General features: G+C 62.4%; 9 protein-coding genes. 6 read left to right on the forward strand and 3 right to left on the reverse strand.

The genetic code is table 11. The annotated features are described in order from the left end of the window. Positions 1–67: 67 nt before the first annotated feature. The 3 genes from ligA to smc all read right to left on the reverse strand — a co-directional run bounded on the left by ligA (position 68) and on the right by smc (position 7135). Positions 68–2194 carry an NAD-dependent DNA ligase LigA gene (gene ligA, locus HNP33_RS19265; protein ID WP_184711491.1) on the reverse strand — a complete coding sequence of 709 codons (2127 nt, stop codon included), beginning with the start codon at positions 2192–2194 and terminating at the stop codon, positions 68–70. A 149-nt stretch (positions 2195–2343) separates the two neighbouring features. Continuing rightward, positions 2344–3498: a cell division protein ZipA C-terminal FtsZ-binding domain-containing protein gene (locus HNP33_RS19270; protein ID WP_184711492.1), complete on the reverse strand. Its 1155-nt coding sequence runs from the start codon at positions 3496–3498 to the stop codon at positions 2344–2346. Positions 3499–3607: 109 nt separating this feature from the next. Then, positions 3608–7135, reverse strand: a complete 3528-nt coding sequence (gene smc, locus HNP33_RS19275; protein WP_184711493.1) for a chromosome segregation protein SMC — start codon at positions 7133–7135, stop codon at positions 3608–3610. A 291-nt stretch (positions 7136–7426) separates the two neighbouring features. Here smc and HNP33_RS19280 point away from each other — a divergent pair, with 291 nt between their 5' ends. The 6 genes from HNP33_RS19280 (at position 7427) to gloA (ending at position 11999) form a co-directional block, all read left to right on the forward strand. Beyond that, entirely contained in the window at positions 7427–8923 is a 1497-nt protein-coding gene (locus tag HNP33_RS19280) for a protein adenylyltransferase SelO (RefSeq protein ID WP_184711499.1), read from the forward strand. After that, positions 8920–9330, forward strand: a complete 411-nt coding sequence (gene msrB / locus HNP33_RS19285; RefSeq protein ID WP_184711494.1) for a peptide-methionine (R)-S-oxide reductase MsrB — start codon at positions 8920–8922, stop codon at positions 9328–9330. The genes HNP33_RS19280 and msrB overlap by 4 nt, the downstream gene beginning before the upstream one ends. Before the next feature lie 223 nt (positions 9331–9553). Then, positions 9554–10120, forward strand: coding sequence for a septation protein A (locus tag HNP33_RS19290; RefSeq protein ID WP_184711495.1), 567 nt, complete (start codon positions 9554–9556; stop codon positions 10118–10120). A gap of 68 nt (positions 10121–10188) precedes the next feature. Next, on the forward strand, positions 10189–10473 hold the full coding sequence (locus tag HNP33_RS19295; RefSeq protein WP_184711496.1) for a BolA family protein: 285 nt from the start codon (positions 10189–10191) through the stop codon (positions 10471–10473). Positions 10474–10521: 48 nt separating this feature from the next. Continuing rightward, entirely contained in the window at positions 10522–11307 is a 786-nt protein-coding gene (locus HNP33_RS19300) for a peptidylprolyl isomerase (RefSeq protein ID WP_184711497.1), read from the forward strand. 239 nt (positions 11308–11546) lie between these two features. After that, positions 11547–11999 (forward strand): lactoylglutathione lyase, encoded by a 453-nt coding sequence (gloA, locus tag HNP33_RS19305; protein ID WP_184711498.1) that lies wholly within the window; start codon positions 11547–11549, stop codon positions 11997–11999. Positions 12000–12508: the final 509 nt, after the last annotated feature.

The following is a 12508-nucleotide window of genomic DNA, read 5'->3' on the forward strand; positions in this document are numbered from 1 at the left end:
AGGCCGATCAAGCCACTCCATGCTGCGCCGCGGCACCCGGTCATCCAGGCGCATTCCTTGTGTGCCATCAAACCTGACCGGTCTTGAGCAGCTGCAGCATGCCTGCCTCGTCAAGCACGGGCACGCCCAGCTCCTCGGCCTTGGCCAGCTTGCTGCCAGCCTCGGCGCCCGCCACCACATAACTGGTTTTCTTGCTGACCGAGCCCGAAACCTTGGCACCTGCGGCTTCGAGCAGGTCCTTGGCCTCGTCGCGGCCCATGGTCGGCAGGGTGCCGGTCAGCACCACCGTCATGCCCGCCAGAATCTGCGGCGGCTTCTCGGCGGGTACGCCCTCGTCCCAGTGCACACCGGCTGCGCGCAATTGCTCTACCACCTCGCGGTTGTGCGGTTGCGCAAAAAAGGTGTGGATGCTCTGCGCCACCACCGGGCCTACATCGTTCACCTGCAGCAGCGCTTGGACCGAGGCGTCCATGATCGCATCGAGCACACCAAAGTGCTTGGCCAGATCCCTGGCAGTGGATTCACCCACATGGCGAATCCCCAGGCCGAACAGAAAGCGTTGCAGGCTGGTCTTCTTGGATGCCTCCAGCGCCGCCAGCACGTTCTGCGCAGATTTCTCGGCCATGCGCTCCAGGCCCGAGAGGGTGGCGATCCCCAGTTTGTACAGATCAGGCAAGGTGCGGATCACACCAGCATCGACGAGCTGGTCGACCAGCTTGTCGCCCAGGCCTTCGATGTCCATCGCGCGGCGTGCGGCAAAGTGCAGGATGGCCTCCTTGCGCTGCGCGGGGCAGAACAGGCCGCCGGTGCAGCGGTGGTTGGCCTCGCCCTTCTCGCGCACCACGGCGCTGCCACAGATGGGGCACGCGGCTGGCATGTGAAAATTGGGCACATAAGGGCTGCGCGGCCCGGGCTGCAAAGCCGCATCGGCACCGGGCACCAGGGCAACACGCCCCACCACCTCGGGAATCACATCGCCCGCACGGCGCACGATCACCTGGTCGCCTACGCGCACGCCCTTCTTGCGGATGTCAAACACATTCGACAAGGTGGCATTGGTGACGGTGACACCCCCTACAAACACCGGAGCCAGCCGCGCCACAGGCGTGAGCTTGCCGGTGCGGCCCACCTGGACGTCAATGCCGTCCAGGCGCGTCACCATCTCTTGCGCCGGGTATTTGTGCGCGACGGCCCAGCGCGGCTCGCGGCTCACAAAACCCAGCTCGCGCTGCTGCGCCCGGCTGTTGACCTTGTAGACCACGCCGTCGATTTCGTAGCCCAGGCTGCCCCGCTCGGCCCCCATGCGCTGGTGAAAGGCCACCAGCTCGCCCGCTCCGCGTGCCAGGCAGACTTGCGGCGCCACCGGAAAGCCCCAGCTCTTGATCTGCATCAGCATGGCGTAGTGGTTCTGCCAATCCGGCCCACCACTGCCCGCGGGGGTGACCTCGCCCACACCATAGGCAAAAAATGACAGCGGGCGCTGCGCGGTGATGTTGGAATCGAGCTGGCGCACCGCCCCTGCCGCCGCGTTGCGCGGGTTGACGAATGTCTTGCCGCCTGCGGCCTCCTGCTTGCGATTGAGCGCATCGAAATCATCGCGGCGCATGTAGACTTCGCCCCGCACTTCCAGCACCGGGGGCACGCCTGCGTTCTGCGGCAGGCTGAGCGGTATCTGGCGGATGGTGCGGATGTTGTGCGTCACGTCCTCGCCAATCTCCCCATCTCCGCGCGTGGTGGCCTGCACCAGCAGGCCGTTTTCGTAGCGCAGGTTCATGGCAAGGCCGTCGAACTTGGGCTCGGCCACGTATTCCACCGGCGGGGCCGATGAATCCAGCCCCAATTCCTTGCGGATGCGCACATCGAAAGCCTCGGCGCCACTGGCCTCGTTGTCCGTTTCGGTGCGGATGCTGAGCATGGGCACCGCATGGCGTACCGGCGTCAGGCCGTCGAGCACCGCACCGATCACCCGCTGGGTGGGCGAATCGGGGGTCACCAGTTCGGGATGCGCCTTCTCCAGTGCTTCCAGCTCCTGGTAGACGCGGTCGTATTCGCCATCGGGCACGCTCGGCGTGTCGAGCACATAGTATTCGTGCGCCCAGCGAACCAATTGGTCGCGCAGCGCTTTTATTTTGATAGCTGCCTGCGCTTTTGCATCGTGCGCTGGAGCGGAAAAAAGGTCAAATTCATCAGCCATAAGACTTGCTTCCAAAGCACAAGGCGGGTGGCATTCTTCGCCCACCCGCCTTGTCAAAAGAATAGCCGCTCACGCTCGCTACAAAAGGATTTCAAACGTAAATCTATCTGAAATCCTTTGAAAACAAGCGCCAACAGCTCATTTTTTTATCAACTGAACAAACGCCGCGCCGCCAGCGAGCCCGCTGCCAGCTCGCGCTCTTCGAGCTGGTCGTACAGGTTCTCCAGATCCTGCGCGATCGGGTCCACCACCATCACAGGCAGTGGCGTGCCGTTCTGGTCGCAGATGACACCGTCCATCTCCGCGCACAGGGCTTCGGCAGCGGCACGCATCTTGTCAAAAGGCGCTTCGCTGCGGCTGACATGGGGCACATCCAGGCTCAGCAGCACATCACGCAGCGCGCTCTGGTCTGGATCATCTGCCAGCGCTGCCTGGGCGTCATACGTCAGCGCCAGAATCGCGGGCATCTGCGCAATGCTGGAAGGCATCACCATGCGGCCAGGGCCAGCAGGCACAAAACCGTGTTTGGCCGCAACCTGTGCCACATAACCGGGGCTCCACGATGCACGCTTGGCGCGCAGCATGAAGGCCAGTTGGGCATCGTGTTCGCTGGCAAAGGCATCCAGTTCGCGGGCACGGGCCACTTCCTGCAGCATGTCAGGCAGGTCGGGCGATGCGCCAATCGTGTCGGCAAACTGCTGCACCTTGCCGACAAATTCGGAAAACTCGATCTCGTTCATCGGGCCATGGCGGTTGGCCAGCTGGATTCCGGCCTGAAACCCGGTGTAGCGCTCGCCTGCCTTGGGCAGTTCCCAGGTCTGCGTTGCCTGGTTCATGCCTTCGATATTGAAGGCCTTGTTGCCCGCGCGAAAGCTGCTGGGCATGGCGGCAATGGCCGCGTTGCCCGAAACGATGCCATCGGTAAGAACGGGGGCGATGGCGTCTGTCAGCGCATCCAGGATCTGCTGGCGATCCCCCAGGTAGGTACCAGGGTTGCCGCTGCGCGCCACGGTGCCCGCAGGAAATGCATCGGCACTGGCGTTTCCGCCCAGGTTGCCGCCCAGGCGCGGGCCCTGTCCCCCCAGTTGCGCGTCCAGCACCGGATCGCCCGTGGCACCACCCACCTTGCCATCAAAGCCGGGCTCAAAGCGGGCATCATCCTCGCTCACGGGCGTTGGGCCGCCAGCCTCGTCGGGCTTGGGCTTCTTGGGTTCGTTGCGGCGGGCAGACCAGGTATTGAAGCCGACATACAACACCAGAATGACACCAAAGGTGATGACCAGAGCCAGTTGAAAATTACTCATACGATTTCGTTCTAAATATCCTGGGACCGACGCAAACAGCAGGGCACAACAGGCGTTGCATTGCGAAAAGCATTCTGCCCGATGCGTGCGCGCGCCAGCCGCTTATCCATCAGGCCGATTCAGCCATCGACAGCGCGGATTCCATATCCACGGCCACGATGCGCGAAACGCCCTGCTCCTGCATTGTTACACCAATGAGTTGCTGCGCAATCTCCATGGCAATCTTGTTGTGACTGATGAAGAGGAACTGGGTTCCCCGGCTCATGCTGGCCACCAGCTTGGCATAGCGTTCAGTATTGGCATCGTCCAGCGGTGCATCCACCTCGTCCAGCAGGCAGAACGGTGCGGGATTGAGCTGGAAGATCGCAAACACGAGCGCAATCGCCGTAAGCGCCTTCTCACCCCCCGACAGCAGGTGAATGGTCTGGTTCTTCTTGCCCGGTGGCTGCGCCATCACCTGTACGCCAGAATCAAGAATCTCGTCACCCGTGATGATGAGCTTGGCCTGGCCGCCGCCAAACAACTCGGGGAACATGCGGCCAAAGTGCTGGTTCACTGTGTCGAACGTGCCAGAGAGCAATTGCCGCGTCTCGGCGTCAATCTTCTTGATCGCGTCCTCCAGGGTCGTCATCGCCTCGGTCAAGTCCTTCATCTGCGAATCAAGGAAGGTCTTGCGCTCACGGGCATGGTTCAGTTCATCCAGCGCCGCCAGGTTGACCGCACCCAGCGCGTCGATTTCGCGGTGCAGGCGGTCAATCTCGCTTTGCAGGCCCGTGAGGCGCACATTGCCTTCCTGGATGGATGCGGCCAATGCCTCCATGTCGGCCTGCGCATCGCTCAGCAAGGTGGTGTACTGCTCCAGGCCCAGTTGCGCAGCCTGCTCTTTCAGCTTGAATTCGGTGATGCGGTCGCGCAGCGGCTGCAGCTCGCGCTCGAACTGCTGGCGGCGCTCGTCGCTGCCACGCAGGCGGGCGGTCAGATCGTCATACTCGCTGCGGCGCGCAGCCAGTTCCTTTTCGCGCTCCATTTTCAGGTTCAGCGCGTCCTGCAAACCACCCTGGGCGGCTGCGTCGTTCAGGCGCCCCTGCTCTTCTTGGGCGCGCACCTGTTCATCGGCAAGGGCCTTGGCCTGCTGCATGGCCGTTTCCATGGTGCGGCCCAGCTCGGCCCGGCGGGCGTCCATGCTGCGCTGGCCGAACACGGCTTCCTGCGCCTGGCGCTCCAGCGCTCGCAGCTGTTCACGGGCACCGGTGAGCTTGCGTTCGGACTCGTACACCTGCTCGTCGAGCTGCGCGTGGCGCTCCTGGCTGTCGGCCAGCTGCATGTCCAACTCTTCAAAGCGGGCCTCGGCGGCAACGCGGCGCTCCTGTATTTCTTCGAGCTGGATCGTCACTTCCGACAGATCGGCATCCAACTGTGCCGTGCGGGCCCGCGCCTGCTCTGCCAACTGGGTCTGGCGCAGGGTCTCCACCTGCAGCTCGTGGGCACGGTTGCGGGTTTCGGCCGCATCGTTGCGGGCCGTCACCAGGCGCTGCGATGCATCGGCATACGCGGATTCGGCACGCACCAGCGCGTTGCGCGCTTCCTCGCCGATCAGCGACTGTGCACGCAGCTCCTTTTCCAGGTGCTCAATCTCCTGGGCCCGCGCCAGCATGCCCGATTGCTCGGAATCCTGTGCGTAAAAGCTCACGCTGTGGCTGCTGACGGCGTGACCCGTGGGTACAAAAATGGTTTCACCGGCCTTGAGGCGGGGGCGCTGCGCCAGCGCTTCGTCAAGGGTTGGCGCCGTGTAGCACCCGCACAGCCAATCGGCCAGCACGGCGCGCAGGCCTGCATCATGCACGCGCAGTAGGTCGGCCAGCTGGGCCATCTGCCCTTGCGGCGCGGCGCCGGGAGCCTGCGGCAGGCTGTAGAACGCCAGGCGCGCAGGCGGCGCATCCTGCGCGCCTGCGCCCAGAAAACCGCGCACCATGTCGAGGCGGCTCACCTCCAGGGATGACAGGCGCTCGCGCAGCGCCGCTTCCAGCGCGTTTTCCCAGCCGGGCTCAATCTGGATGCGGCTCCACAGGCCCTGCAATCCGTCCAGGCCATGCTTGGCCAGCCAGGGCTGCAGCTTGCCGTCGGTCTTCACCTTTTCCTGCAGCGCCTTGAGGGCATCCAGGCGCGCGGCCAGTTCGGCCTGGCGGGCGCCTTCGCTGTTGACCTGCTGCTGCTTCTCGCGGCGGGCCTCGTCGAGCTGGGGCACGCTGTCCTGCAGCTCCAGCAGGCGCGCCTCGGCAATTTCGGCGGCCTCGGCAGCCTCGTCGTTCTGCTGCTTCAGGTTGGTAAGGCGTGCCTCGTCGGGCGCAGCCATGGCGTTGCGGTCGGTACGCAGGCGTTCGCTGCGCACTTCCAGGCCTCGGCTTTGTTCGTTCAGGCTACGCTGCTCGGCAGCCAGCACCTGAATCTGCTGCTGCACCTGGGTGACGGCGCCGCGCTGCTCATTGGCGCGCTGCTGCGCCTGGCGGTGCGCGTCTTCCATGTCGGGCAGCTGCTGGCTCTGCTCTTCGAGCTGGGCGGCCAGCATTTCGGCCTTTTCCTCGGCGTCCATGCCCTGGCCGGTCAGGGTTTCGAGCTCGGCTTCGGATTCTTCCTTGCGCACCATCCACATGGCGATCTGCTCGGCCAGTTGCACCAGGCGGTTTTCCACGCGCTGGCGGCCTTCCACCACGTAGCGGATTTCGGCCTCCAGCCGGCCCACCTCGGCGGTTGCCTCGTACAGCTTGCCCTGGGCCTGGTTGACGGTATCGCCCGCCGCATAGTGGGCCTGGCGGATCGATTCCAGATCGGCCTCGACGTGGCGCAGATCGGCCATGCGCGATTCCAGGTCGTTGACGGCCTTGAGCCCTTCGATCCGCACCTTTTCCTGGTCTTCAGCCGCATCGCTGCGCTTGAGGAACCACAGCTGCTGCTGCTTGAGGGTAGCGCTGGCGTTGAGCGCGTTGTACTTGGCGGCCACCTCGGCCTGCTTTTCGAGCTTTTCGAGGTTGTTGTTGAGCTCACGCAGAATGTCTTCGACGCGGGTCAGGTTCTCGCGCGTGTCGTTGAGGCGGTTTTCAGTCTCGCGGCGACGCTCCTTGTACTTGGAGACCCCGGCGGCTTCTTCGAGGAACAGGCGCAGCTCTTCCGGGCGTGATTCGATGATGCGGCTGATCGTGCCCTGGCCGATGATGGCATAGGCGCGCGGGCCCAGGCCGGTGCCGAGGAACACATCCTGCACATCGCGCCGACGCACCGGCATGTTGTTGATGAAATAGCTGCTGGTGCCGTCGCGCGTGAGCACGCGCTTGACGGCGATTTCGGTGAACTGGCTCCACTGCCCGCCTGCGCGGTGATCGCTGTTGTCGAACACCAGTTCCACGCTGGAGCGGCTGGCTGGCTTGCGGTGGTTGGTGCCATTGAAGATCACGTCCTGCATCGACTCGCCGCGCAGCTCGCTCGCCTTGGATTCGCCCAACACCCAGCGCACCGCATCCATGATGTTGGACTTGCCGCAGCCGTTGGGCCCCACCACGCCCACCAGTTGGCCAGGGAGCATGAAATTGGTCGGCTCCGCAAACGATTTGAAGCCAGCAAGCTTGATGGAATTGAGACGCACGGTGCTTTTTTACTTTTCTTGGTCGGGATCGATGGCGTGGAACAAACAATGAATGGCAGGCCGACATAATACCGTGCAAGCCCTGCCCGCTACGGCCAAAAGCGCCCATCCCAGGCGATTTGCCTGCACAGCAGGCCGCATCGGCGTTGAAATCTTGCGACATCGCAGCAAGATTGCGCTCGCAACAAACTTTCCTTCAGCGCTGACAATAAACACAGCCGCACACAGGGCAAAGCCTGGGCGGACAATGCTTGCATGGATTCCACCCTGTCCAACACCTCTTCCCCCCATATGGCCGAAGCCTCGGCCGCCTTGCAGACCGGCGCACGCTGGATCAACGGCTTTGCCCAGTTGCCGCCCGCTTTCTACACCCGCCTGCAGCCCACGCCGATGCCGCAGCTGGCCTTGAATGCGGGCAACGGCCCCCTGGCCAGCGCCATGGGCTTTGACAGCGACTGGCTGCAGACCGAAGCTGCCGCCCAGGTGCTGGGCGGCAATGCCCTGCTGCCCGGCATGGACGCCATGGCCACCGTCTACAGCGGCCACCAGTTTGGCCAATGGGCCGGGCAGTTGGGCGATGGCCGTGCGATCCTGCTGGGAGAACTGGCGGCGCCAGGCGGGGGCACCAGCGAGCAAGGGCTGGAGCTACAGCTCAAGGGTGCAGGCATGACGCCATACTCGCGTATGGGCGACGGCCGCGCGGTGCTGCGCTCATCCATCCGCGAATACCTGTGCAGCGAAGCCATGCATGCGCTGGGCATTCCCACCACGCGGGCGCTGTCACTGGTCACCTCACCGCAGCCGGTGTACCGCGAGACGGTGGAAACCGCTGCCGTGGTGGCCCGCGTAGCGCCCAGCTTTGTGCGCTTTGGCCACTTCGAACACTTTGCGGCACGCGACCAGCTGGACAAGCTGCGCACCCTGGCCGATTACGTGGTACAGCGCTACTTTGCCAGCGCCGCCCACCACGCAAGCGGCACGCCGGAGCGCTATGCGGCCCTGCTGGGCGATGTTGCCGAGCGCACCGCCCGCATGGTGGCCCAGTGGCAGGCCGTGGGCTTTTGCCATGGGGTGATGAACACCGACAATATGAGCATTCTGGGCCTGACCATCGACTACGGCCCCTTCCAGTTTCTGGACCATTACGATGCAGGCCACATCTGCAACCACAGCGACAGCAGCGGCCGCTATGCCTTTTCGCGCCAGCCGCAGATTGCCTACTGGAACCTCTACTGCCTGGGCCAGGCGCTGCTTCCCTTGATCGACGACGAAGCCCAGACCATCGCCGCCATTGATGCCTATAAGCCCGCACTGGAGAGCGCCATGCTCGCCGCCATGGCCGCCAAGCTGGGGCTGCCGGGCGAAGCGGCCCGCATTGCCGACCTGGCCAACCCGCTGCTCACCCTGATGCAGCAGCACCGGGTGGACTACACCCTCTTCTGGCGCGAATTGTCGCAAGCGGTAAAAAATGACCGCCTGCCTGCCCTTGCCCACTGGTTTGCAGGCGATGCGGCTTTTGACACCTGGCTGCTACAGTATCAGGAGCCTCTGGCGCGCGCTGATATTGCACAGGCGGCTGATTTGATGCTCAGAACCAACCCCCAATACGTGCTGCGCAACCACCTGGGCCAACAGGCCATCGAGGCCGCGCAGCGCGGGGACTGGGTGCCCTTTGCACGCTTGCAAAGCGTGCTGGCAGCGCCATATCAGGAACATGCGGGCTGCGAAGACCTGGCAGCCCTCCCGCCCGACTGGGCCCAACACATTGCCATCAGTTGTTCATCATGAGCTTTCCCATCCAGAAAACCGATGCCCAATGGCAAGCCGAGCTGGCTGCCAAACAGGCCGAGCCTGTCGCCTACCAGGTCACGCGCCACGCCGCTACCGAGCGCCCCTTTACCGGCAAGTACGAGCAGCACTGGGCTGACGGTAGCTACCACTGCGTATGCTGCGGCGCCAAGCTGTTCGACAGCGACACCAAATTCGACGCGGGCTGCGGCTGGCCCAGCTTCTCGCAGGCCATCCCCGGCTCCATCGCCGAAAACGTGGACCGCAGCCACGGCATGGTGCGGGTCGAGACCGTCTGCGCACAGTGCGGCGCGCATCTGGGCCACGTCTTTCCCGACGGCCCCCAGCCCACCGGACTGCGCTACTGCATGAACTCGGCGGCGCTTGATTTCGAAGACTTGAAGTGATGGCGGGCGCTGCGGCGGCGCGGCGGAACTTTTCTGCACCGCCGCGCTCCCATACCCATTTGCCGCATTGCTGCAGATCAAGCAACGTCTTCAGCGCGGCCTAAGTCTGGGCAAGCTGGCTCGCGTATCATTGACAGCCTTCCAAACACCGCGCCGCAGACTGCGAGCCCACAAGAACGACTCCAACACGCCACGCGCTGCGCCCACCCGGACCGCCCTGCATATGAAATTCCTGATCGATTTTTTCCCCATCCTGCTGTTCTTCGTCGCCTTCAAGGTATGGGGCGTGTTTGTGGCAACGGGCGTAGCCATTGTTGCCACCATTGCACAAATTGCCTACCTGCGCATGAAGACCGGCAAGGTCGAGCCCATGCAGTGGATCAGCCTGGGCGTCATCGTCATCTTTGGTGGCGCCACCCTTATCTCGCACAACGACACCTTCATCAAGTGGAAGCCCACGGTGCTGTACTGGGTGATGGCTGCCGTGCTGCTGGGCGCCTACTGGATCATGGGCAAGAACCTGATTCAGAAACTCATGTCTGCCCAGGTGCAACTGCCCCAGCCCGTATGGAACAAACTCAACTACAGCTGGGCCATCTTCTTTCTCGTCATGGGCGTCATCAATATCTGGGTCGCCTACCAGTTCGATCTGGACACCTGGGTCACCTTCAAGATGTTTGGCGGTCTGGGCCTGATGCTCGCCTTCGTGGTGGCGCAAGCCTTGTATCTGAGCCGCCACATTCAGGAAACGCCCCCCGCCAGCAAGGCCCCCGATTCGCTGCCCAAATAAAAACTCTAAAAAATCAGCCCCTATCGCCCATCTACATAGCGCCTTTAGCTATCGTTTCAATAGTAGCCATGCAAACCCAGGACATCACCGCCACCGCCATTGAGGCCGTGCTGCACAGCACCCTCGCGCCTACCCAGCTCGAAGTCATTGACGAGAGCTGGCAGCACGCAGGCCATGCAGGCGCCAACGGCACAGGCGTGGGCACGCATTTCCGGGTACGCATCGCTTCACCCTTGTTTACCGGCACATCGCGCATTGGCCAGCATCGGCTTGTGTATGATGCGCTGCAAGCATTCATTGACGCGGGTTTACATGCCCTTGCCATTGAAGTCCTCAGTACACCAAAACCATGAAATCACTGGTGTATATTTCATTTCATTGATAAATATTTTGGATTTCGCATGAAAAAACAGCTCTTGTCCGGTCTGGTTGCAGCTGCTCTGCTCGGTTCTGCTGCACTGCCCGCGATGGCTCAGAACATTGGTATCGTCAATGGCAAGCCCGTGCCTGCATCGCTGATGCAGACCTTCAAGGAACAGATGGAGCGCGGCGGCCGCCCTGTGACGGCTGACCAGGAAGCCCAGATCAAGGAAGCCATCATCGAGCGCGAAATCTACGCGCAAGCCGCCAAGGCCCAAGGCCTGGACGCTACCGACAGCTTCAAGGGCCAGATGGAACTGGCTCGCCAGGGCATCCTGACGCAAGAGCTGTTTGCCGCCTACGAAAAGTCGCACCCCATCACCGACGCAGCTGCCAAGGCCGAATATGACAAGTTCGTTGCGGCCAACCAGGGCAAGGAATACCATGCCTTCCACATTCTGGTGGACAGCGAAGACAAGGCCAAGGCCCTGATCGCACAGATCAAGAAGGGTGCCAAGTTTGAAGACGTGGCCAAGAAGGAATCGAAGGATCCTGGATCGGGCCAGCGCGGCGGTGATCTGGATTGGGGCAATGCAGCCAACTACGTGCCCGAGTTCTCCGAAGCCATGACCAAGCTGAAAAAGGGCCAGATGACCGACACCCCGGTCAAGACCCAGTTCGGCTACCACATCATCCGCGTGAACGACATGCGCGATGCACAACTGCCCAAGTTTGACGAAGTCAAGCCACAGATCGTGCAGCAACTGCGTCAGCAACAGATCCAGAAATACCAGCAGGATCTGCGCGAAAAGGCCAAGGTAGAGTAATCTCTCTCAGAGCCGCTGAGGCACCTTTTTTCGCCAACAACCCCTGCCCTGTGCAGGGGTTGTGCTTTTGTGGAGCACGCCTGCCGTGCCACCGATAAACTAAGCTTTCCAGAACCCGCGTCATCCAGACCGCCAGGCTGGCCGCCCAAATGAAGGCAAGCTGCAAAGCTGCAGCCAAGCCTCTACATGAACGGACCAGCGGCGACAGGAACCGCGCCCCTACAAGAAAGAACCACCCCATGCGTCTTCTGCACACCATGCTGCGCGTCGGCAACCTGCAGCGCTCCATCGATTTCTACACCAAGGTGCTGGGCATGAGCCTGCTGCGCACCTCCGAAAACCCCGAATACAAATATTCGCTGGCCTTTGTAGGCTACGAAGGGGGCAATCCAGGTCAGGCGGAAATCGAGCTGACCTATAACTGGGGCACGGAATCGTACGAGCTGGGCACGGCCTATGGCCACATTGCTCTAGGCGTACCAGACGCCTATGCCGCCTGCGAAAAGATCAAGGCCAATGGCGGCAACGTGACGCGCGAGGCCGGCCCCGTCAAAGGGGGCACCACGGTAATCGCTTTTGTGACCGACCCGGACGGCTACAAGATCGAATTGATCCAAAGAAAATCAATGGAACACGAAAATAACGCCCCCAATACCACCAGCAGCCCTGTCGATGCACTGAGAAATTCCTGATCTGCCGCTGTTCCACCAAGCCACCTTCAGAGGTGGCTTTTTCGTGGACGCTCCCTGTCCCAACGGACCATCGACAATCCACAAGCATATAAATACGGTCTAGGAACGTGTTTGCGATCTCTACGCAGCCGAGTTGGAGTGCAATCGGGATGAGTTCGAAGCGATGGACTGCAGCTTGCACCGGGGTGCAAGCAAGGGCGAGCGCGCAGAAATCGCCCGATTTCACGCCAACCCGGAGGGACAGTGGGTTTGGGGGCGCCCGGCTAGGGGCGCCCGGCTAGGGGCGCCCGGTCAGGGACGCCCGGCTAGAGGCGGTCTGCGTCATTGCTTCGTCGGGGGCGCCTAACCTGGCGTGGTCCGGCCAGGCGCGGCCCGAAACCTCATCTCAATCGCAAATCTACGATTTGCTGGGCAGTGTTAGGTTCTATGTTTTGCGTCAAGCGACTTTCGGCAATAGTTGCTCCGGATTAAAGGCGGTCTGGCCTCTCCAAATTGCAAATGCCACTCGT

Source organism: Comamonas odontotermitis (assembly GCF_014207855.1).
GTDB lineage: Bacteria > Pseudomonadota > Gammaproteobacteria > Burkholderiales > Burkholderiaceae_C > Comamonas > Comamonas odontotermitis_A.